This window comes from Nocardioides sp. NPDC127514 (assembly GCF_040302125.1).
In the GTDB taxonomy this organism is placed as follows: Bacteria; Actinomycetota; Actinomycetes; order Propionibacteriales; family Nocardioidaceae; genus Nocardioides.
Genome location: NZ_JBEORF010000040.1, coordinates 1 through 21,655 on the forward strand (window position 1 = coordinate 1; position 21,655 = coordinate 21,655).

21 protein-coding genes and 1 riboswitch are annotated in these 21,655 nt (G+C 70.0%); of the genes, 10 read left to right on the top strand and 11 right to left on the bottom strand.

Annotation, left to right across the window (positions count from 1 at the left end):
* Positions 1-122: 122 nt before the first annotated feature.
* From ABTX24_RS26350 to ABTX24_RS26365, 4 genes are read right to left on the bottom strand one after another with little or no spacing between them, the layout of a single operon-like run.
* Positions 123-1,736 carry a glycoside hydrolase family 13 protein gene (locus ABTX24_RS26350; RefSeq protein WP_350843857.1) on the bottom strand — a complete coding sequence of 538 codons (1,614 nt, stop codon included), beginning with the start codon at positions 1,734-1,736 and terminating at the stop codon, positions 123-125.
* Between the two features lie 16 nt (positions 1,737-1,752).
* The gene (locus ABTX24_RS26355; protein ID WP_350843858.1) at positions 1,753-2,631 is read right to left on the bottom strand and encodes a sugar ABC transporter permease; all 879 of its coding nucleotides are present in this window, start codon (positions 2,629-2,631) and stop codon (positions 1,753-1,755) included.
* Positions 2,615-3,613: a carbohydrate ABC transporter permease gene (locus tag ABTX24_RS26360; RefSeq protein WP_350843860.1), complete on the bottom strand. Its 999-nt coding sequence runs from the start codon at positions 3,611-3,613 to the stop codon at positions 2,615-2,617. Before ABTX24_RS26360 ends, ABTX24_RS26355 begins: the two co-directional genes overlap by 17 nt.
* 22 nt (positions 3,614-3,635) lie before the next feature.
* Positions 3,636-4,904 carry an extracellular solute-binding protein gene (locus ABTX24_RS26365; RefSeq protein WP_350843862.1) on the bottom strand — a complete coding sequence of 423 codons (1,269 nt, stop codon included), beginning with the start codon at positions 4,902-4,904 and terminating at the stop codon, positions 3,636-3,638.
* 208 nt (positions 4,905-5,112) lie between these two features.
* On the opposite strand from ABTX24_RS26365, the gene ABTX24_RS26370 reads away from it, so the two are divergent.
* Positions 5,113-6,102 (top strand): LacI family DNA-binding transcriptional regulator, encoded by a 990-nt coding sequence (locus ABTX24_RS26370; RefSeq protein ID WP_457163902.1) that lies wholly within the window; start codon positions 5,113-5,115, stop codon positions 6,100-6,102.
* Positions 6,103-6,143: 41 nt separating this feature from the next.
* Positions 6,144-7,115: a GNAT family N-acetyltransferase gene (locus ABTX24_RS26375; protein ID WP_350843866.1), complete on the top strand. Its 972-nt coding sequence runs from the start codon at positions 6,144-6,146 to the stop codon at positions 7,113-7,115.
* 119 nt (positions 7,116-7,234) lie between these two features.
* Here ABTX24_RS26375 and ABTX24_RS26380 read toward each other — a convergent pair whose 3' ends face one another.
* Together ABTX24_RS26380 and ABTX24_RS26385 are read right to left on the bottom strand one after the other, a co-directional pair.
* On the bottom strand, positions 7,235-8,188 hold the full coding sequence (locus tag ABTX24_RS26380; protein ID WP_350843868.1) for an NHL repeat-containing protein: 954 nt from the start codon (positions 8,186-8,188) through the stop codon (positions 7,235-7,237).
* 96 nt (positions 8,189-8,284) lie between these two features.
* Positions 8,285-8,959, bottom strand: a complete 675-nt coding sequence (locus ABTX24_RS26385; protein WP_350843870.1) for a Pr6Pr family membrane protein — start codon at positions 8,957-8,959, stop codon at positions 8,285-8,287.
* A gap of 225 nt (positions 8,960-9,184) precedes the next feature.
* On the opposite strand from ABTX24_RS26385, the gene ABTX24_RS26390 reads away from it, so the two are divergent.
* From ABTX24_RS26390 to lhgD, 3 genes are all read left to right on the top strand, one after another.
* Entirely contained in the window at positions 9,185-10,090 is a 906-nt protein-coding gene (locus ABTX24_RS26390; RefSeq protein ID WP_350843872.1) for a patatin-like phospholipase family protein, read from the top strand.
* A gap of 110 nt (positions 10,091-10,200) precedes the next feature.
* Positions 10,201-10,548, top strand: coding sequence for a YciI family protein (locus ABTX24_RS26395; RefSeq protein ID WP_350843874.1), 348 nt, complete (start codon positions 10,201-10,203; stop codon positions 10,546-10,548).
* Positions 10,545-11,729: an L-2-hydroxyglutarate dehydrogenase gene (gene lhgD, locus ABTX24_RS26400; protein ID WP_350843876.1), complete on the top strand. Its 1,185-nt coding sequence runs from the start codon at positions 10,545-10,547 to the stop codon at positions 11,727-11,729. The genes ABTX24_RS26395 and lhgD overlap by 4 nt, the downstream gene beginning before the upstream one ends.
* Here the strand turns inward: lhgD and def are convergent.
* A complete protein-coding gene (gene def, locus ABTX24_RS26405; RefSeq protein WP_350843878.1) occupies positions 11,726-12,340 on the bottom strand; it encodes a peptide deformylase in 615 nt (204 codons plus the stop codon). The two genes, lhgD and def, sit on opposite strands and share 4 nt — an antisense overlap.
* A gap of 95 nt (positions 12,341-12,435) precedes the next feature.
* Here def and ABTX24_RS26410 point away from each other — a divergent pair, with 95 nt between their 5' ends.
* From ABTX24_RS26410 to ABTX24_RS26425, 4 genes are all read left to right on the top strand, one after another.
* Positions 12,436-13,800 (top strand): acyl-CoA dehydrogenase family protein, encoded by a 1,365-nt coding sequence (locus ABTX24_RS26410; protein WP_350843880.1) that lies wholly within the window; start codon positions 12,436-12,438, stop codon positions 13,798-13,800.
* On the top strand, positions 13,800-15,014 hold the full coding sequence (locus ABTX24_RS26415; protein WP_160022764.1) for an acyl-CoA dehydrogenase family protein: 1,215 nt from the start codon (positions 13,800-13,802) through the stop codon (positions 15,012-15,014). Before ABTX24_RS26410 ends, ABTX24_RS26415 begins: the two co-directional genes overlap by 1 nt.
* A 107-nt stretch (positions 15,015-15,121) precedes the next feature.
* The gene (locus ABTX24_RS26420; RefSeq protein WP_350843882.1) at positions 15,122-15,658 is read left to right on the top strand and encodes a nucleosidase; all 537 of its coding nucleotides are present in this window, start codon (positions 15,122-15,124) and stop codon (positions 15,656-15,658) included.
* A 74-nt stretch (positions 15,659-15,732) separates the two neighbouring features.
* Positions 15,733-16,662, top strand: coding sequence for a patatin-like phospholipase family protein (locus tag ABTX24_RS26425; protein ID WP_160022768.1), 930 nt, complete (start codon positions 15,733-15,735; stop codon positions 16,660-16,662).
* A 22-nt stretch (positions 16,663-16,684) separates the two neighbouring features.
* Here the strand turns inward: ABTX24_RS26425 and galK are convergent, their stop codons facing one another.
* The 4 genes from galK to ABTX24_RS26445 form a co-directional block, all read right to left on the bottom strand.
* The gene (gene galK / locus ABTX24_RS26430) at positions 16,685-17,845 is read right to left on the bottom strand and encodes a galactokinase (RefSeq protein ID WP_350843884.1); all 1,161 of its coding nucleotides are present in this window, start codon (positions 17,843-17,845) and stop codon (positions 16,685-16,687) included.
* Between the two features lie 47 nt (positions 17,846-17,892).
* A complete protein-coding gene (locus ABTX24_RS26435; RefSeq protein WP_160022772.1) occupies positions 17,893-18,723 on the bottom strand; it encodes a hypothetical protein in 831 nt (276 codons plus the stop codon).
* Positions 18,710-20,392, bottom strand: a complete 1,683-nt coding sequence (locus ABTX24_RS26440; protein ID WP_350843886.1) for a VWA domain-containing protein — start codon at positions 20,390-20,392, stop codon at positions 18,710-18,712. The genes ABTX24_RS26435 and ABTX24_RS26440 overlap by 14 nt, the downstream gene beginning before the upstream one ends.
* 125 nt (positions 20,393-20,517) lie before the next feature.
* The gene (locus ABTX24_RS26445; RefSeq protein ID WP_350843888.1) at positions 20,518-21,093 is read right to left on the bottom strand and encodes a LysR family substrate-binding domain-containing protein; all 576 of its coding nucleotides are present in this window, start codon (positions 21,091-21,093) and stop codon (positions 20,518-20,520) included.
* A 104-nt stretch (positions 21,094-21,197) separates the two neighbouring features.
* Positions 21,198-21,261: riboswitch (guanidine-III (ykkC-III) riboswitch) on the top strand.
* Between the two features lie 10 nt (positions 21,262-21,271).
* Here ABTX24_RS26445 and ABTX24_RS26450 point away from each other — a divergent pair.
* Entirely contained in the window at positions 21,272-21,586 is a 315-nt protein-coding gene (locus ABTX24_RS26450; protein ID WP_160022778.1) for a DMT family transporter, read from the top strand.
* Positions 21,587-21,655: the final 69 nt, after the last annotated feature.

Sequence of the window (21,655 nt, forward strand, 5' to 3'; positions counted from 1 at the left end):
ACGTAGACGATGCCGCCGACCCGAGGACGCCAGTCGCCCAGGACCTCGACGACCGCCTTCACCAGCGGGACCGGGACCGGGCCGTCCTGTGCCGACTCGGCCGACGGGGGGTGACTTCTCGGCTAGATCTGCCACCAGACGGTCGTGTCGCCGGGGAGGTCGGCGGTGGCGTCGGTGACGGATACGGCGCCCGAGGAGGAGAGGAGTACGCGGCCGGGGGCGGCGATGCGTACGGGTTCCTTGGTGGTGTTGACCGTGCAGGCGAAGCCGTCACGCTCGAACCAGAGGACACCGGCGGGGGCCTCGTCGTGCCAGGTCACCGCGTCGCCGGCGCCGAGGCCGGGGACCTCGCGGCGGGTGCGGATGGCGGAGCGGTAGAGCTCGAGGGTCGAACCCTCGACGCCCGTCTGGGCCTCGACGCTCAGCTGACCCCACTCCGCCGGCTGCGGCAGCCAGGAGCCACCGTCGCCGAAGCCGTAGGACGAGCCGGAGCGGGTCCACGGCAGCGGCACCCGGCAGCCGTCGCGGAAGCCGTCCTGGCCGTTGGCGCGGTGGAAGGACGGGTCCTGGCGGACCTCGTCGGGCAGGTCGGTGACGTCGGGGAGGCCGAGCTCCTCGCCCTGGTAGACGTACGCCGATCCCGGCAGCGCGAGCATCAGCAGCGTCGCCGCGCGTGCGCGCCGGAGCCCGAGCTCACGATCACCGGCCGTCCGGATCTGGGTCCCCGACCCCGGCGGGTTCGCGAACCGGGTGGCGTGTCGGGTGACGTCGTGGTTGGACAGCACCCACGTCGCCGGAGCGCCGACCGGGCGCATCGCGTCCAGGGAGCTGTCGATGACCTTACGCAGCGCCGCGGCGTCCCAGGCGGTGTCGAGGTACTCGAAGTTGAAGGCCTGGTGCAGCTCGTCGGGGCGTACGTAGTTCGCCGACCGTGCCACCGTCGGCGTCCACGCCTCGGCGACGAAGATCCGGCCCGGGTAGTCGGCCAGGACCCGGCGCCACGAACGGTAGATCTCGTGGACGCCGTCCTGGTCGAAGAACGGCATCTCGTCGTTGCCGAGCAGGTGGAGCTGCTCCGCGTGGCCGATGGACGGCAGGCCCTCGGCCTTGACCAGGCCGTGGGCGACGTCGATGCGGAAGCCGTCGATGCCGAGGTCGAGCCAGAAGCGGAGGATGTCCAGGAACTCCGCGTGCACCTCGGGGGAGTTCCAGTTGAAGTCGGGCTGCTCGGGGGCGAAGAGGTGGAGGTACCACTCGCCGTCCGGAACCCGCGTCCACGCCGGACCGCCGAAGATCGAGTCCCAGTCGTTCGGCGGCTCCTCACCGTTCTCACCCCGTCCGGGCAGGAAGTGGTAGCGCGACCGCATCGACGACCCCGGCCCTTCGGCGAGCGCCTGCTGGAACCACACGTGCTCCGAGGAGGAGTGGTTGGGGACGATGTCGGCGATGACCTTCAGACCCAGCTCGTGGGCAGCAGAGATCAGCGCGCGAGCGTCGTCCAACGTCCCGTAGCGAGGGTCGACCGCCCGGTAGTCGGACACGTCGTAGCCCCCGTCGGCCTGCGGTGAGGCGTAGAACGGGCTCAGCCAGATCGCATCCACGCCCAGGTCACGGAGGTAGGGGAGTCGGGACCGAATCCCGGGAAGGTCACCGGTGCCGTCGCCGTCGCTGTCGGCGAAGCTGCGGGGGTAGACCTGGTAGATGACGGCGTCACGCCACCATTCGGTGCTGCTCATGGAGAAAGTTGCCCTTTCAGCCCTTGACGCCGCCGGCGGTCAGACCGGTGACGACGTGTCGTTGGACGAGGTAGAAGAAGATGGTCACGGGGATGGCGATGAGGACAGCGGTGGCGGCCATCAGGTTCCACTGCGCGTCGTGCTCGCTGACGAAGCTCTGCAGTCCGACCGCGAAGGTGTACTTCGAGTCGTCGAGCAGGAACGTCGAGGCGAACGCGACCTCCGCGAAGGCGGTGATGAAGGCGTAGAACGCGGCCACCGCGAGACCCGGGCGAGCCAGCGGCAGGATCAGCCGCCAGAACGTACCGAACGGGGTGAGCCCGTCGATCATGCCGGCCTCGTCGAGCTCGACCGGGATGGTGTCGAAGTAGCCCTTCAGCAGCCAGGAGCAGTATGGGACGATCGTGGTGCAGTTGACCAGGATCAGGCCGAGGTGGGAGTCGACCAGGCGGAGCTGGGAGAAGATCTCGTACATCGGCACGATCAGCACCGCGATCGGGAACGCCTGCGTCAGCAGCAGGACCCACATCAGCGGCCGGTGGCCCGGGAACCGCATCCGGGAGACCGCATAGCCGGTCGTCGCCGCCGACATCACGCCGAACAGGGTCGTGCCCCCGGCGACCACCAGCGTCGACCACAGCCAGTTGAAGAAGGCGGTGTTGGTCAGCACGAACGAGTAGTTGTCCAGCGTCGCCTTCGCGAAGATCCCGCCGGGGTGGAGGTAGTCGTCCTTGTCGGGTCCCAGGGACAGGTAGACGAGCCAGACGATCGGGAAGACCGCGATCAGCGACGCCACGGTGAGCGTCAGGTGCGTGCCCACCCGCGCGACCGGGCCGAGTTCTCCGCGGCGGCGCTGGGTCGTCCTGGGCGCGTTGAGGCTAGGCGAGCTGGTCATTGCGTTTCAACCACCGGTAGTAGAAGGACGTGAAGACGATCAGGATCGCGAGCAGGAGCACGCCGTACGCCGCCGACATGGCGAAGTCGCGAGGCTGCTGCCCGAATCCGAGTCGATAGGCCCAGGTGACCAGGATCTGCGCGTCCGGCGCGGTGTTGCCGAAGAGCAGGAAGATGATCGCGAACTGGTTGAAGGTCCAGATCACGCCGAGCAGCACGACGGTCGAGCTCACCGACGACAGCCCCGGCAGGGTGACGTGGCGGAACCGCTGCCAGGCGTTGGCGCCGTCGATCTCGGCCGCCTCGTAGAGGTTCTCGTCGATCGACTGCAGCCCGCCGAGCAGGGAGAGCATCATGAACGGCACGCCGCACCAGGTGTTGACCATGATCGCGGCCGTACGCTGCCAGGTCGGGTCCTCGAGCCAGCTCGGCGAGGCGAGCCCGATCGTGTCGAGCATCGAGTTGATGACGCCGGCGTCGGCCAGCATGATCCGCCAGGCGAAGACGGTGACGAACGTTGGCACCGCCCAGGGCAGGATCAGCAGCAGGCGGTACGCCACGCGTCCGCGCAGCCGCTGGTTGAGCAGCATCGCCAGCCCGAGGCCGATTGCGTAGTGCAGGACGACGCAGGTGACGGTCCAGACGATGGTCCACACGAAGTGGGACCAGAAGCGGTCGTACGCCGCCGGGCCCCACAGGATCTCGGCGTAGTTGTCCAGACCGATGAACTTGTACGTCGCGTCGATCGTGTTGACGCCGATGGTGCGTGCCGAGTTGAGGCTGTTGGCGTCGGTCAGAGTCAGGTAGAAGCCGCGCAGGAGCGGGTAGCCGACGAGCACGCCGAGCACGATCACGACGGGCGCGACCATCGCGTAGGCGTACCAGTAGCGGCGGTAGGAGTCACGCACGCGCTGGACGGGGCGGGGCGCCCGCCGCCGAGACCGCGGGGTCTCGGCGGCGGGCGCTGGTGCTGTCAGGGTCATGAGATGACGGGCTCTTCCCAGCTCACTTGGAGAATTCGGGCAGCAGGTCGGCGAAGGCCGTCTCCAGCGTGGCCAGACCCTCGTCGAGGGTCTCGGCGCCGGAGGCGATCTTCGGCAGCTCCTGGTCCATCGGACCCCACAGCGAGGAGTACTCGGGCAGCTCGGGTCGCGGCTGGGCGGCCGGGAGCACCGTCTGGAAGCCGGCGATGCCCGGGTCGGCCTTGACCTCGTCGGTGTAGGCGTCGTCGCGGGTCGGCAGCGTGGAGTTCTTGAGCGCGATCTGGGCCTGGGTCTCGGCCGAGGTCATGAACTTCACGAACGCCGCGGAGGCCTCCTGGTGCGCCTCGTCCGAACCGGCGTAGATCGACAGGTTGTGACCGCCGGTCGGGGCGCCGGCCTCGCCGGTCGAGCCGGCCGGGACGGTGGCGATGCCCAGGTTGTTCTTGTCCTGGAACGCCGAGCCCTTGTAGAAGTTCGTGATCTCCCAGGGACCCTGGATGATCGCGGCGACCTTGCCGTTGACGAAGGCGTCCTGGATGTGGGCGTACGCGTCGGCGGTGGTGTCCGCCTTGTGCAGGCCCTCGCCGTCGAAGAGACCCTGCCAGGTGCTCAGGCCCTTCTTGGCCTCAGGCGAGGAGATGGTGATCTTCTTGGCCTCGGCGTCGACGGTGTCGGTGCCCTCGCCGTAGAGGAACGGCTGCGCGTAGTAGGCGGAGGTCGAGCCCCAGTAGCCGTCGACACCGGTCTTGGACTTGATCGTGGCGGCGTCGGCCTTGAGCTCGTCCCAGGTCGTGGGCGCCTCGGTGATGCCGGCCTTCTCGAAGAGCGCCTTGTTGTAGACCAGCGCGAGGGTGTCGGTGACGAACGGGACGCCGTACGTCTTGCCGTCGAACTCGGCCTGCTTGATCAGGTTGGGCTGGAAGGCGTCCTTCTCCTCGAGCGCCTCGGTGTCGTCGAGGGGAGCGAGGAAGCCCTTCTGCGCGAACGCAGGCGTCCAGCCGACCTCGGCGCGAAGTACGTCGGGAGCGCCGCTGGCGCCGGCCGCGGTGTCGAACTTGTTCTGGGCCTGGTCGAAAGGCACGTTGACGTACTTGACCTTGATGTCCGGATTGGCCTTCTCGAAGTCCTTGACGAGGGCCTGGTACGTCGGCGCCTCGTTGGTTGCGTTCGAGGTGTCCCACCAGGTGATGGTGACCGGGCCGTCGCTGCTGTCGCCGCTGCCACCGCCACATGCCGTTGCCGCCAGGGCGAGCGATGCCGCCACTGCGGTGGCCACGATGCCACGTCGCATGAGTTCTCCTTCGATATGGGGCCGGGCGAGGAATCCGCCCGGTGGTGTGACGAAGGTAACCCCGCGTCGAGGAGAATGTAAGAGTCTTTCAGCAAAAGTTGCAAACTTGCTGAAAGTTCTTGCAGGCCGTGTAGGGAGAGGGCATGATGTGATCGTGCCCATAACACCAGCCTCTGCCCGACTTGCTGACATCGCGGCCCATGCGGGCGTGAGTGAGGCGACGGTCAGTCGCGTCCTCAACGGCAAGCCCGGGGTCGCCGCGGCCACGCGGGAGGCGGTGCTGGCGGCGATCGACGTCCACGGCTACGAGCGCCCGGTGAAGCTGCGCCAGCGCAGCGAGGGGCTGGTCGGCCTGATCACGCCCGAGCTCGACAACCCGATCTTCCCCGCGCTCGCGCAGGTCATCGCGCAGGGCCTGACCCGGCAGGGCTACACCCCGGTGCTCGCCACGCAGACGCCCGGCGGCTCGACCGAGGACGAGCTCACCGAGATGCTCGTCGACCGCGGTGTCACCGGGATCATCTTCGTCTCCGGCCTGCACGCGGACACCACCGCCGACATGACGCGCTACGAGAAGCTGCGCGCCCAGGGCGTTCCCTATGTCCTCCTCGACGGGTTCACCCCCGACATCAAGGCGCCGTTCATCTCGCCCGACGATCGCGAGGCGATGCAGCTGGCGGTCACCCACCTCGCCACGCTCGGCCACTCCAAGATCGGCCTGGCTGTCGGTCCCCGCCGCTTCGTCCCGGTCCAGCGCAAGATCGAGGGCTTCGTGACCACCATGGCCGACCGCTTCGGGCTGAGTGCCGAGGAGATCGAGAAGGGCCACATCCGCGACTCCTTCTTCACCCTCGAGGGCGGCCAGGCCGCGGCCTCCGCGCTCCTCGACGAGGGCTTCACCGCGATCGTGTGCGCGAGCGACATGATGGCGCTGGGCGCCATCCGTGCCGCCCGCTCGCGTGGTCTGCGGGTCCCGGAGGACGTTTCCGTGGTCGGCTACGACGACTCCCAGCTGATCGCCTTCACCGACCCGCCGCTGACCACCGTCCGCAAGCCCGTCCACGCGATGGGTCAGGCCGCGGTCCGCGCCATCCTCGACGAGATCGCCGGCACCGGCACCCCGCACTCGGAGTTCGTCTTCCACCCCGAGCTGGTCGTCCGCGGCTCCACGGCTTCCGGTCCCCGCGTCAACCCCTGACCGCCCGGAGCGGGTCGGCACGCGGCTGGCAGGATGGGCGCGTGACGATTGTGGCTGCTGCTGACGGTTCGGCGCTCGGGAACCCGGGGCCCGCGGGGTGGGGTTGGTATGTGGACGGGTCCACCTGGGCCTGTGGCGGCTGGCCGCACGGGACCAACAACCAGGGCGAGCTGACCGCGGTCCTCGACCTGCTGCGGCAGACGGCGCACACCGGCGAGCCGCTGCTGATCTACTGCGACTCCAAGTACGTCATCAACTCGGTCACCAAGTGGATGGCCGGCTGGAAGCGCAAGGGCTGGAAGAAGGCCGACGGCAAGCCCGTCCTCAACGTCGAGATCATGAAGGATCTCGACGCGGCGATGCAGGGCCGCGACGTCCGGTTCGAGTGGATCAAGGGCCACTCCGGACACCCGCTCAACGAGGCCGCCGACAGGCTCGCGAACGGTGCCGCGCTGGCCTACCAGGCGGGTCGTACGCCGGACCCCGGGCCGGGTTTCGCGGGGGCCGTCGAGGCGCCCGCCGTCGCGCCCCAGGTCGTGCGACCCGAGCCCGAGCCGGACGACCTGCTCGGGCTGCTGAGCGCGGAGCCGGCGACGAGCGAGAAGCCCGCGGCGTACTCCTTCTCTGCCGACCAGAGCCGGATCGACCCCGACTGGGTGCATCGGATGCTCGCGCAGTCCTACTGGGCCAGCGACCGGACGCGCGAGGTGCAGGACGCGGCCAACAAGGGGTCGCGCTGCTACGGCGTCTACGACGCGGCCGGGAACCAGGTCGCCTTCGCCCGCGTGGTCAGCGACTTCGCCGCCTTCGCCTGGCTGTGCGACGTCATCGTCGACCCGGGTGCCCGCGGCCAGGGGATCGGCAAGCTGCTGATCGAGGGCGTGGTCGCCGACCTCGAGCCGTACCGCATCCGCCGGACCCTGCTCGCCACCGAGGACGCCCACGAGCTCTACGCGAAGTACGGCTGGGAGCCGCTGCCCGCGCCCGAGCGCTGGATGATCCGGGAGGGCTGAGCCCGGTCGGGGGTCCCGCTCACCCCGCGACACTGTGCAGTCGACTGTGGTCCCGAGGGCACCTCAGAACCGACTCCGAGCGGCTGGCCGACCTGTGCGACACGGTCGAGGCACGGATGTCACGGGCGGATCTGCACCACGTCGAACTCGGTGCCGGGAGGTGCTCCAGGACCGAACGGCGGCGGGAAGCCGAGGTCGAACCGGCCGTTGACCACGGCGAGCGTGCTGCCGTGTAGGTCGACCGTGGTCGGCACCCGGAACAGGTCGGACTCGATCACCTCGACGACCTCGCCGCTGGTGAGGTCCGGCGAGAGCTTCACGCGGGCCACGGAGTTGGCGAAGTTCTGCACCACCCAGGCGGTGCGGCCCTCGAGCTGCAGCCCGTCGAGGGTGCCCGGCACCAGAGCGGGGCCGGTCAGCGGGATCTCCTGGCTCACGCCGGTCTCCGGGTCGACCAGCGCGAGGATGCCGAGCGCGCTGTGGTTGACGATCAACCACCCTCGGTGGGTCGAGTCGATGCCGTTGAGCCCGAAGCCGCCGGTCTGAGCGGCAACGCCGGTCACCTCGATCGGTTCCGTCGCGCCGAACGATCCGTCCGGAAGGATCGGGACCCGGTAGATTCGGGCAGCGAACGTGTCGGTGAAGTACAGCGCGTCCCTCGTGATCGCGACGTCGTTGCTGAAGGTGGTCGCGGCCGGGCCGAGCTCGAGCTCGGCGACGGTCGACCCGTCCCGGGTGTCGTAGACCCATGCACGGCCGGTCGCACCGCCGGCCACGACGAGCCAGTGGCGTGCCTTGTCGACCCGCATGCCGACCGCCACCCGGCCGTCCTCGGGTTCGAGGTCGATGAAGGTCGAGCCCTCACCGCTACGAAGGTCGCCGCGGTAGATGTCGCCGTCCAGCAGCGAGCCGACGTAGAAGGTGTTGCCCTCGCCGATCGCGATGCCCTCGGGCTGGAAGTCGTCGGGAAGGGGGATCGAGGACGGACGCGGCGCGGCCACGGCGGGCGCGACGAGGAGCATGACGAGAAGCGGGACGACTGCTACTGACAGCAGTCTGGTGGGGAGACGCATGGTTGAGCTCCGATCGCAGGAAGACCTCGCCTTCACGATGCGCCCCGCGAGCGGTGATGTGAATCCCCTATTCGGGGCACCCTGCTGCCGGAACGTCTAGCCGACCGCCACCGGCTCCGGTACGTCGCGCCGACGCCCGATGGCGACGACGCCCCAGGCGACGAGGGTGAACGCCGCCGCGATGCCGACGACGTAGAAGGAGATCACCAGGTAGCCGTCCTGCAGGTGCGGGTTGAGGAACGGGTACGGATACCACCAGTCGTCCCCGGTGAGCGGGGACACGACGTACTCACCGCGGATCAGGGTGTAGACCACCCACACGATCGGGAACGCGATGATCGCCGCGACGGCCCGCCAGGGCAGCCGTCGGCGCGGGGGAGCGAAGAGCAGGTCGACGACCAGGAACACCGGGCCGATCAGGTGGAGCACCTCGTTGGCCCAGGGTGTCGTGGCGAGCGCCAGCCCGCGCAGCAGCAGGTTGTATACGATCCCGGTGATGGCCATGAACGTGGTGGCCGCCGCGAAGAGCACCGCGATCCATTCCGGCTCGCGAGTCTTGCGGGTCAGCGCCCACACCGCGCCGGCGACCAGGGCGGCCAACGCGAAGAGGTTCGACTCGATCGTGAAGTAGCTGAAGAAGTTCACCAGGATCGTCGCGGTGCTGGAGCCTTCCGCCGGATCGGTGCTGATTGCGTTGCGGAACTCGGCCAGGACGGCCGCGAGAATGAGCGCCGCCATCACCAGGCGCAGGATCGACCAGGTCTTCGTCACCCGCTCACCGTAAAGCCACGGACGCCCGTTCGCGGCGCCATTCGGCGATGAGCGGAGCCGTGTCCCGTGCTAGCGTCGTCGCGATCGTGATCCGACAGCAGGAGGTGAGTCCCGTGTACGCAACATCCACCGCGGGTGCTCCCCGCCGTCCACGATCGCGCGACTGAGCCCAGTTCCGGGCGGAGTCGCCGGGAGCGCCTGAAGAACTCCCGAAAGGCGACTCCCATGAACGCGACAACGAACACGCCGACACGACCCCGGCCCACCGACGAGCGTGCACTGGTCCTCGGCGGTGGTGGATCGGCGGGCAACGCCTGGCTGATCGGCGTCATCGCCGGCCTGCTCGAGGGCGGGCTGGACGTGACCGAGGCCGATCTGGTCATCGGCACCTCCGCCGGCGCGACCGCCGCGGCCCAGATCAGCGCCGCGAGCCCGGCCGACCTGCTCGCCGGCGTCCTCTCGACACCGGTACCCCAGGCCCCATCAGGACCGCGCGGCCCCATCTCCTGGGCGCACCTCGACCGGACCGACGCCATCATCGCGGCATCGGCCGACCTGCCCGACATGCGGCGCCGGATCGGCGCGGACGCGATCGAGCTCGCCGCGACCGCGGGTGCGGCCGGGCGGGAGCGCTGGCGCGAGACCGTCGCGGCTCGACTGCCGCGCCCGCACTGGCCGGAGAGCAACATCCTCCTCACCGTGGTCGACGCCGACACAGGTGAGCCCGTCGAGCTCGACCGCGACAGCGGCGTCGACCTGGTCGACGCGGTCGCGGCCAGCTGCGCAGGTGGCCCGGCGTATGCGATCGGCGGGCGTCGCTACATCGATGGCGGCTACCGGCGCTCGAGTGAGAACGCCGACCTGGCGGCGGGGTACGAGCGAGTGCTCGTGCTCTCGCCGCTGGGCGGCCGGACGCGTCACCCGGCCCGATGGTGCAGTGACCTCGCCGCCCAGGTCGAGGAGCTGCGCGGAGGCGGGAGCACCGTCGCGACGGTTCTTCCCGACGCGGACTCGCTGGAGGCATTCGGCGACAACATGATGAACCCGGCGACCCGACCGCCCGCGGCTCGGGCGGGTCATCGCCAGGGCCTTCGTGCTGCCGAGAAGATCGCCGAGTTCTGGAGGCGATGAGGGCAGCCGCGGCGTACGTTCTTCCCGAGGACCTGTCGAAGTCGGCCGGACCCGTTCGTGGAGCGAGTGAGGGGTGGCGATCAGCGCTGCCCGAAACCAGGAGGTGGCTGATGAGCAGGTATCTGATCTCGTTCCGCGACGAGGCGATGGACTACCGCGAGGAGGAGGTGGCCGACATCGCCGCGGCCGCCTCCGAGATGACCCGTGAGGCCATCGCCGCCGGCGCGTTCGTCTTCGGCGGCGGGATCAAGGGTGGTCACGAGGACGCCTGGACGGTCGACGAGGCCGGCGTGGTCACCGACGGTCCCTATCCGGAGAGCAAGGAGCACCTCGGTGGTTTCATCGTCGTCGACGTCGACACCCTCGAGGAGGCACTGATGTGGGCGGGGAAGTGTGCCTCGGCGTGCCGCGCCACCATGCAGGTCCGCGAGATGCTCCCGGGGGCTGAGGCGCAGTGACCACGACCGGAGTCGTCGGCGGTGGGATCGTCGGGCTGGCGGTGGCGCGGGAGATCCTGCGCCGCCGCCCGGCCGAGACGGTGATCGTCTTCGAGAAGGAGGCCGCCCTCGGCACCCACCAGACCGGCCACAACTCCGGGGTCGTCCATGCCGGCATCTACTACAAGCCCGGCAGCCTCAAGGCCCGGCTCTGCACCCGCGGGCGTGATCTGCTCGAGGAGTTCGTCGCCGAGCACGAGATCCCCTACGAGGCGTGCGGGAAGCTCGTCGTCGCGGTGGACGAGTCCGAGATGGGGCGCTTCGACGCGCTGGAGAAGACGGCCACCGAGAACGGCGTGCCCGGCCTCAGGCGAGTCGGCCCCGAGGAGATCGAGGAGATCGAGCCGTACGCGGCGGGGCTGGCCGCCCTGCACTCGCCGAGGACCGCGATCATCGACTATGTCGCCGTCGCCGAGGCGCTGGGCCGCTCCATCACCGGCAGCGGGGGAGAGGTACGCCTCGGCGAGGAGGTCACCGGCATCCGCCGCGTCACGGGCGGGATCGAGGTCGAGACGCCCGCCGGCCGGACCTGGGTCGACCACCTGGTCGTCTGCGGCGGCTTGGAGTCCGACCGCCTCGGCGAGCTGACCGGCGGTCCCAAGGCGCCCCGGATCGTCCCGTTCCGGGGTGAGTACATGCAGGTCAGTGCCGCGAAACAGGATCTCGTGCGGGGCATGGTCTATCCGGTCCCCGACCCGCGCTACCCGTTCCTCGGGGTGCACTTCACCCGTCGGGTGAGCGGTGGTCTCGAGGTCGGTCCCAACGCGTTCCTGGCGCTCAGCCGCCGACGCTACGGTCGGACGTCGCTGACTCCCCGCGACCTCGTCGACACGCTGGCGTGGCCGGGGTTCTGGCGGTTCGCCGCGGAGCACTGGCGCACCGGATTCACCGAGCTTCGCGGCGTACTGTCGAAACAGGCCTACATGCGCGAGGCCCAGCGCTACGTGCCGGAGATCGGCGCGGAGGACGTCACCCGCGCGGGGCTGGGGCTGCGCGCCCAGGCCGTCGAGCGGGACGGCTCGCTGGTCGACGACTTCGTCATCCACCAGGCCGACGGCATCACATCGGTGCGCAACGCGCCGAGCCCGGCCGCGACCTCCAGCCTCGCCATCGCCGAGTACGTCGTCGACCGGATGTCCTAGTCGACGGTGTCTCCCGCGGGCCACTCGGCCGGGTAGTCCTTGGCCAGGCGGTCGTGCTCCTTGGTGAGCTTCTTGCGCGCCTTGGCGGAGATGCGGTCACCGAAGACGGTGCCGTTGGTGTGGTCGGTCTCGTGCTGCAGGCACCGGGCCAGCAGGCCGTTGCCCTCGAAGTGGACCGGCTCCCCGTCGAGGCCGAGACCGTCGACCGCGGCCCAGTCGGGACGGGCGCAGTCCACGAACGCGCCCGGGAAGGAGAGGCAGCCCTCCAAGTCGACGTCGAGGTGGCGGTCCTCGCCCTCGGGCAGGGTCAGGACCGGGTTGCAGACGACGCCGACGGTGCGCTGCCCGGTGGCGTCGGGGCAGTCGAAGACGAAGATCGCGACGTCCTCGCCGATCTGGTCGGCGGCCAGGCCCACGCCCTCGGCGGCGTACATCGTCGCGACCATGTCGGCGGCCAGCTCGGTGAGCGCGGCGTCGAAGACCTCGACCTGCTTCTTCGGCCGATGCATCACGGGCGTGCCCCAACGGGTCATCGGCCGCACCGTCCCGCCTTCGGGCAGGGCGCCGTGAGGCGCGAGGGGCGGAGCGGATTCGAGGGAGGAGTCGGCCATGTGCAAACCCTATAAAGAAGACGTACGTCGTTTGTTACCGCCATCACCACCCAGAGGTGTAGACCGCGTTGTAACTCCCAGTTACAGTTCTACCCATGAGTATCCTCCAAGGCCTACGTGGCGGGATCGCGCACGGCGTCCCGTCCGGCGAGTCGCGCGATCCGATCGGGTTCGCCGTGGCCGGTCTGCGCAAGCTCTCGCAGAGCCCCGCGCTCGACCGGCTCGGTGTCCGCAAGCAGACCGAGCAGGTCGTCTTCACGGTGACCCGCGGCGGGTTCAAGACGATCGCGGCGACCAGCCGGGCGTTCAAGAAGAAGGGCAAGCGGGGCGCCCCGGGCGTGCGCGTGCCCAACGCCATCCCCCAGGGCGTCTTCGACCTGACCCCGAGCGAGGACGAGCAGATGCTCGTCGACGTGGTCGCCGAGTTCGCCGCCGAGGTCGTACGTCCCGCCGCTGCCGAGGCCGACGAGGCCTGCGCCGCGCCGGACGAGCTGCTCAAGTCGAGCCTGGAGATCGGGCTGCCGATCCTGGGTGTCCCCGAGGAGCTCGGCGGCATCTCCGAGACCCGCTCCGCGGTCGCCGGCACGCTGGTAGCCGAGGCGCTCGCCAAGGGCGACCTCGGTCTGGCCGTCGCCGCCTTGGCACCTGGTTCGGTCGCGACCGCGCTGGGACTGTGGGGCACCGACGAGCAGCAGCAGACGTACCTGCCGTCGTTCACCGAGGGCAACGTGCCCGCGGCCGCGTTCGCCCTCAACGAGGACAAGGTCCTCTTCGACGTGCTCTCTCCGTCGACCACGGCGACCCGGACCGCCGACGGCTACGTCATCAACGGCGCCAAGTCGCTGGTCGCCCGCGGTGCCGAGGCCGAGCTCTTCGTGGTCGGCGCCGCCCTCGACGGCAAGCCGGTGCTGTTCCTCATCGAGTCCTCGACCGACGGCCTGATCATCGAGTCGGAGCCGGCGATGGGCGTACGCGCCGCCTCGCTGACCAAGCTGACGCTGACCGACGTGAAGGTGCCCGCCGCGGCGGTCCTCGGCGAGACCGACGGCTCGACCTACACCGAGGCCGTGCGGCTCTCCCGCCTCGCCTGGTGCGCGCTGTCCATCGGCGTCGGCCAGGCCGTCCTCGACTACGTGACGCCCTACGTCAAGGAGCGCGAGGCCTTCGGCGAGCCGATCGCCCACCGCCAGTCGGTGGCGTTCATGGTCGCCAACATCGCGATCGAGCTGCAGGCGATGCGGCTGGTGACCTACAAGGCCGCCAGCCGGGTGGCGCAGGGTATCGACGCGACCCGCGAGATCGCGCTGGCTCGCAAGCTGTGTGCCGACAAGGGCATGCAGATCGGCCTCGACGGCGTCCAGCTGCTCGGTGGCCACGGCTTCGTCAAGGAGCACCCGGTGGAGCGGTGGTACCGCGACCTGCGTGCGATCGGGATCATGGAAGGCACGGTGCTGGTCTGATGGCCATCAATCTGGAAGACCCCAAGAAGCTCAAGCCGCTGCGCGAGCAGGTGCACCAGGTCGCGATGAACATGCTGCGACCGATCTCGCGCAAGTACGACAAGGCCGAGCACGAGTACCCCACCGAGCTCGACATGCTCGCCGCCATGGCGGACGGCCTGGCCGAGTCCGGGCAGGGTGAGGGCGCGGGCGCCACCGGCGTACGCCGCGACTCCAAGCCCGACGACGGCAAGGTAAAGAACGGCGCCAACATGTCCTCGGTCCTCTCCGTCTCGGAGATGTGCTGGGGCGACGTCGGGCTCACGCTGGCGATGCCGCGCCAGGGCCTGGGCAACTCGGCCATCGCGTCGGTCGCCAACGACGAGCAGCACGAGCGCTTCGACGGCATCTGGGCCTCGATGGCGATCACCGAGCCCGGCACCGGCTCCGACTCGGCAAACATCAAGACCACTGCCACCCTCGACGGCGACCACTACGTGCTCAACGGCGAGAAGATCTTCGTCACGTCCGGTGACCGCTCCGACGCGGTCGTGGTGTGGGCGACGCTCGACAAGGAGCTCGGCAAGGCTGCGATCAAGTCGTTCGTGGTCGAGAAGGGCACGCCGGGGATGAAGGTGGAGCGTCTCGAGCACAAGCTCGGGATCAAGGCCTCCGACACCGCCACGATCACCTTCACCGACTGCCGGGTGCCTGCGGAGAATCTCCTCGGCAGCCCCGAGATCAACGTCAAGGAGGGCTTCGCCGGTGCGATGGCCACCTTCGACAACACCCGTCCGCTGGTCGCCTCGATGGCGGTCGGCTGCGCCCGTGCGGCGCTCGACTACACCCGCGACCTGCTCGAGAAGGCCGGCGTCGAGATCGACTACGACCGGCCCGCTCACCTGCAGTCGGCGGCCGCGGCGAAGTTCATCCAGCTCGAGTCGGACTACGAGGGCGCCTACCTCCTCATGCTCCAGGCCGCCTGGATGGCCGACAACCGCCAGCCCAACTCCAAGGAAGCCTCGATGGCGAAGGCCAAGGCCGGCCGGATGGGCTCGGACGTGACCCTGTCCTGCGTCGAGCTCGCCGGCACCATCGGCTACTCCGAGGGTGAGCTGCTGGAGAAGTGGGCCCGCGACTCGAAGATCCTCGACATCTTCGAGGGCACCCAGCAGATCCAGCAGCTGATCGTGGCACGACGGGTCCTCGGGCTCTCGTCGGCGGAGCTCAAGTAGAACCCGGGCCGAGTCGGCTCATCCTGACCGGAATTCATGCCGAGTCGGCGCGTTGGAACGCGCCGACTCGGCGTCTGGTTCTCGGGGCGACGGTAAGGTCAGCCGCCGTGAGCGTACTTGTGGTGTCGGCGACCAAGGCCGAGGCGACGCATGTTCCTTCCGGACTCAAGGTGGTGATCACCGGGATGGGGAAGGTGGCGGCCGCCTCGGCCGTCTCGCGTGTGCTGGCGTCCGACAAGACCATCCGGGAGGTCGTCAACATCGGCTCCTGCGGGGCGCTGCGCGACGGCCACACCGGCACCTACGAGGTTGGGACCGTGCTCAACCACGACTTCTCGTCCGCCGCCATCCGGGCGCTGGGTCACCCGGTCGAAGACGTGCTGGAGGTCGGCGAGTCGGACATCGTCTGCGCCACCGGCGACCTCTTCGTGACCGACACGGTCGTACGCGCCGAGCTCGCCCAGCGCGCTCACCTGGTCGACATGGAGGCCTTCGCCGTCGCCTGGGCCTCCCGGGAGGCCGGCGTCCCGGCACGCGTCGTCAAGCACGTCTCCGACAACGCCGACGAGTCCGCCCTCGACTGGGCCAACGTCGTCGACCGCTCGGCCCGCGACCTGGGAGCCTGGCTCGCCGCCAACGTGTGACGTGCGCCCCTGTCCGGGCGTGTCGGAGCGACCCGATGCCACGTCCTACTCCCCAGTAGCATCACAATCCAGGGGTGGACGCATTGCAATCGGGAGTGGTCGAGCTGCTCCGGTCCCGTCGTGGCGGGGACAGTCGGAACAAGGATGACGGGGCGACCCTGGCCCTCGTGATCGAGGGTGGCGGGATGCGCGGGATGCTGTCGGCGACGATGGCCGCTGTGCTCGCCGACCAGGGCCTGGTGGACGCGGTCGATCTGGTGGTCGGCACCTCCGCCGGCGCGGCCAACGCGACCGCGGTCGCGGCCGGGACGATCGGCGCCTTCAGCGAGTCGTACGCCTCGGTGTTCGCCTCGCCCGAGTACATCGGCGCCGGGCGGATGCTGCGGCGCAAGTCGATGGTGGACACCCGCGGGATCACCGCACGTTCGGCGGAGTTGTTCGAGTGGTCGCTGGCGCTGCGCGACGGGGCACCGCGGCTGGCCGCGGTGGCCACCGACGTGGTGACCGCGAAGGCGGTCCCGCTCACGGACTTCAGTGATCCCACCGACCTCGCCGACTCGGTGATCGCCTCGAGCCAGCTGCCCCTGGCCGGAGGGCTTCCGGTGACCGTACGCGGCCGCCGCTGGCTCGACGGAGGGCTGATCGAAGCGGTGCCGGTCGCCTCGGCGGCCGCGCTCGGGGCGACGCACGCGATCGTGCTGGTGACCCGCCCGTTCGGGACGGCGCCCAGCTACGGTCCGGCCGACCGGGTCATCGAGCGCTACCTGCGCCGGGTGAACCCGGAGCTCGGCGAGCTCTACCGGACCCGCCCGGAGCGCTACCGCAGCACGGTCGCCGAGATGAGGGCCGGGAACTGTGCGGGCGTACACACGCTCACCTTCGCGCCCGATGCGGGCGACCCGATCCCGGGTCGTACCGAGACCGACGTCGATCTGCTTCGCGCGGCCCGTCAGGCTGCGACCGGCACGGCGACCCGGATGCTGGCCGAGGCGGGGCTGGTCTGAGTCGGCGGGCGGGCCGGGATGCTCACCGAGGCAACCCGGTGAACATCGCGCCCGCCGACGGCTCGGCGATGAGGTGGCCCGGGGCGCCGTAGCCGGCCCCGGCGAAGGCCTTGTCGACGGCGGCACTGACCGCCTCGACCGCATCGCGGGGCAGGATCGAGACGATCGATCCGCCGAAGCCGCCACCGGTCATCCGGGCGCCGTCGGCGCCGGCGTCGACCGCGGTCGCGACGGCCAGGTCGAGCTCGGGGACGGAGATCTCGAAGTCGTCGCGCATCGAGGCGTGCGAGGCGGCGAAGAGCTCACCGATCGCGGCCCAGTCGCCGCCGCCGAGCGCGGTCACGGTCGGCTCGACGCGGGCGATCTCCGTGACGATGTGGCGCGCCCGGCGGCGTACGACCTCGTCGTCGAGGGACTCGACCTGGTCCAGGGTGGCCTCGCGCAACGAGCGCAGCCCGAGGTCGGCGGCGGCCTTCTCGCACTGGGCACGCCGGGAGGCGTAGCCGCCGTCGGTCAGCTGGTGCTTGACCCGGGTGTCGGTGACCAGGATCGTGCGCTCGCCGAGGGCGAGCGGGACGCTGCGGTGCGCGCCGGAGTCGAAGTCGATCAGCAGGGCACCGCCGGCCTCGGCGAAGACCGCGACCGACTGGTCCATCCCGCCGGTCGGCGCCTTGGCGACCTCGGTCTCGGCCCGGATCCCGGCCGCGACGACCGCCCGCTGCAGGTCCTCGTCGAGGCTCCGGCCGGCGATGCCGAGCGCCGCCACGGCGGTGGCGCACTCGACAGACGCCGACGAGGACAGGCCCGCGCCGAGCGGGACCGACGACTCCAGGTGCATGTCCAGGCCACCGGTGACGAGACCGGCCTCGCGCAGCGTCCAGAGCACTCCCGCGACGTACGCGGGCCAGCCCTCGATCTCCGGACCGAGCTCGTCGATGTGGCCGGTGAACAGCTCGGGCTCCTGGCCCGTGGCGATCCGGATGACGCCATCGGTGCGTGGCGCGGCCGCCGCGTAGGTGGCGTGGGGGAGTGCGACCGGCAGCACCAGGCCGGCGTTGTAGTCGGTGTGCTCGCCGATCAGGTTGACCCGTCCCGGCGCCCTCCCGACCACTGTTGCCTCGGCGCCGAAGGTGGTACGCAGCGCCTCGATCGCGCGCGCGGAGAGGTCGGTCGGTTCGAGCATGGGGGAAAGTCTGCCGCGTGTGCGCGGCCCGCGCGGACCCGGGTCGCTCAGTAGACCGCGATCACCCGGACGGTCGCGGTCCGGTCGGCCGTGCTGAGGTTGCGGAGCACGCCGACCACGACCACGTTGTCGCGGTGCTCGAGCTCGTCGAAGTCCTCCTGCTTCCCGCGACTGCCCACGTGCATGGTGATGGTCAGCCCATGGCTCTTCTGCTCCAGCGTCCCGGTGTTGTCGCGCCCGTCCGTGGCCGGCGCCGGGACCGCGAGGATCGCCTGGCGCACGTCCGGTCCGGCGACGGTGAACTGCAGGAACTGGTCGTCCGAGGCGGTCTGCGCGACCAGGCCGGCGACCCGGTCGAGCTCGCCGTCGGGCTCGTGCAGCAGCCCGCGCTGCTGCAGCTCGGCCAGCACGTCGCCGACCAGGGTCTCCCGGGTGGGGCGAGCCTCCTGGGCGTACTTCCTGGCGACGTCGCGGACGTACTTGGTCACCGCCTTGACCGGCGGAACGTCGAGCCCTGCCTCCGCGCTGCCGGAGGAGCTCCTGACGACCTCGCGAAGAACGGTTCCGACCTCACCGCGGAAGAGCTGGGCGTGCAGCATCGCGATGCGGGTCTCGGAGAGGAAGTAGTAGGTGTGGATCGGTCGCCCCTCGATCCCGCGCGGTGGCGGCGGCACGGACCCCGGCCGCTCGCGGCGGTACGCGCGGACGGCGGCGGAGGCGGCGCCGATCGCGACCGCGCCGACCGCACCGACGGCCCAGCCCCACGCGCTCGTCGCGACGGCGGCACCGGCCAGCGGCACGGCGAGAACCGCTCCGGCGGCGGTGAAGCCGGAGTTGACCATGGTGGCGAGCGACGACTCCGACCTACTGGTAGTCACGGATCTCCTGGAAGATCGTGCGGAGGTCGGCGGCGTCCTTGGCGACGACCTCGCGGCCGCCGGTGTGCTCGGCGAAGCCGACCAGCTGCTCGATGCTCGCGTCGGCCGAGGTGGCGGCATCGCCGACGAGCACCACGTAGAGCGGCACCCCGAGGTCGCGGTAGGCCGCCTCGTACTTCTTGCTGAGCTGGGCATGGGACTGCCCGCCGTTCTGCTCGCCGTCGGTCATCAGCACGATCGAGGTGGTGGCGCCCTCCTCGGGTGAGGCCAAGATGTCGGCGTACGCGGTGTCGATGGCGTCGTAGTAGGCGGTGCCGCCGTGGCCGGTCAGCTCGCCGACGCGGTCGATGAGGCGGGTGAGCGCCTGGTCCCGCTCCGGCTGGTCCTCGACGACGAGAGACCCGAGGGACCTCGTCTCGTCGGCGTAGGTGTAGACCGAGAGCCGCTCGCCCTTCCGGAAGCGCTTGAACTGCCCGCTGATCGAGGTGTCGTCGCCGGCCAGCCCCTCGAAGGCCCGCCGCAGCTGGTTCATCTTGATCTCGTCCATCGAGGCGGACGTGTCGAGCAGATAGGTCGTCCGCGTCTTCGGTGCGAACTCGTCGAAGTAGGTGAAGATCAGCTCGTCGATGGTGCCGAGATCGTCCGGCAGCGGGAGCGTCTTGACGTCGTTGTCGGGTACGCCGGGGGAGGGCGTCACGCTCGTGCGACCCGGCCTCCGCCCGCTCTTCTCGCTCAGCTCCTCCTGGACCTCGGCCGTGCGCAGCCACGCGACCGCCGTCTCGTACGCCTTCTGCTTCTCGGCGTCGACGAGCGTGAGCGGGTAGGTGGCCTCGGTGGTGCCGTCGCTGGGATAGACGATGTCCAGGTCCTCGACCTGCTCCGCGAGCGTCAGTAGCTCGGACTCGTAGTTGAAGATCGCGTCGTAGGCCGCCGGGTTCTCCCGGAACGTGTCCGAGAGCCATCCGGAGCTGGCCGCGCGGCCGAGCTGGCCGCTGAAGAGCTGGCGTACGTCGTCCTGGACCAGGCCGACGTCCTCGCTCTGCAACGGTGGCTCGGCGTCGAAGGCGGTGGCCACACCGGCGAGCGTCGACAGGCCGGAGTTGGAGGAGGCGGGGCTGGTCATCAGGAAGCCGAGCTCGCCGTCGCCGGCGCGGCGGGCGATCTCCTCCCAGGAGACATCGGCGTCGCCGGTCCAGCCGAGCCGGGTGGCGACGTCGTGGTGCACGCCGAGCACCACCGGTGAGCGCATGATCGGGTCGGAGGAGGTCAGGTCATCGGTGCCCTTGGCGGCCAGGGCGAGGCGCAGGTAGTCGTCGGAGGCGAACCAGGCCGCGTCGTAGCGGTCCGGGTCGGCCACGATCGCGTCGGCGGCCTCGAGGGTGCCGATGAACTCCGGCCGGAGCTCGACGTTGGTCTCCTCCTTCAGCCGCTTTACGAGCTTGCTGGGCTCACAGCGCACCGGCGTGCCGGTCGACTCCTCGGCCTTGCTGGTGCCACCGGCGCACAGGACGTCGTCGAGCTCCGAGCCGGCCGCGACCTTCAGGGTCACCGGGTCGGCCAGCCGGTCCGGCCCGGAACCGCCGGGGAGCGCGTTGGCGACCAGGAACCAGGCGAGCAGGACCAGGCCCAGACTTCTTGCGACGACGGTCGTCCACCCCGTGCGGTTCACCTGAAAACGCCTGCCTTCTGTCTGGATCGGGCAGAGTCTAGGGACGAGCCGCGGCACCGCTGGGTGGAATGGGATCCGGGCGAAGCAGATGTCGCCAGGCGTTCACCCGGCATTTGCCGGGGGCCTCAGTGGCGAGAGGAGTTCCGCGAGCGGCCGCGGACGATGCCGATGAAGGTCTGCACCCGCTCGTCGTCGTTGTCGATCAGCCAGGCCAGGCCGACGGTCGTCGGCTCGATGCCGGTCACCGGGCGGGAGACGGCGTCCTTGCGGTGGTAGAGGCGGGCGATCGACATGGGCAGGATCGCGATCCCGGTGCCGGCGGCGACCGTCTCGACGGCATCCTTCTCGCTCATCGCAGGCCACGTCATCTGCTCCGCGGACGGCGTCCAGCCCCCGCGCTCCGGGAGGACCAGCTGCTCCTCGGCGAGGTCGTCGAGGGTGACCTCCTCGAGCAGCGAGAGCAGGTGCTCATGGCCCATCACCGCGACCGGCTGCTCCTCGTAGAGCGGGATGCAGTGGAGGCCGTCGCGGTCCACGGGAAGGCGTACGAGGCACATGTCGAGCTCGCCCTCGCGCAGCAGCCGCTCCTGGTCCTCCTCGGTGACCGGGACCAGCTCGAGCCGCTCACGGCTGCGATCTCGCCAGATCCGGGCCCACTTGTCGGGGGTGGCTCCGGTGACGAAGCCGACGGTGAAGGTCACCTGCGCATCCTCTCATCGATCGGTGCTGAGTCCCGTGCTGAAGAACGCGGCGTTCCATGTTGCCGCCAAGTTTCTATCGTGTGACAGGTTTGCTAAGGTCGAAGACGTCAGCCGAGACCGGCTGCCGGACGAGGGAGCCGTACCCGGAAGCGCGACAAGACGGCCGTCTGGAGTGGTCATGTCCTGGCTTTTTCTTGTGGTATCCGGCGTCCTCGAGGCCGTGTGGGCGCTCGCCCTGGGCCGGACCGAGGGGTTCTCGCGGCTGGTCCCGTCGATCGTCTTCGGCGTCGCCCTGATCGGCAGCCTGGTGGGCCTCGCGATGGCGATGCGCACCCTGCCGATCGGCACCGCCTACGCGGTCTGGGTCGGGATCGGCGCCGCGCTCACCGTCGGCTACTCGATGGTGGCGGGAGATGAGGCGATCAGCCCCGTACGCGTCGTGCTGATCGTCGCGCTCGTCGGCTGCGTCGTCGGGCTCAAGCTCACGCACTGACCGGTTCCACGGAGGACACGTGCTCGGGCGCTTGACTCTTTCGATATGAGTGCGAAACTTACCCTCTCC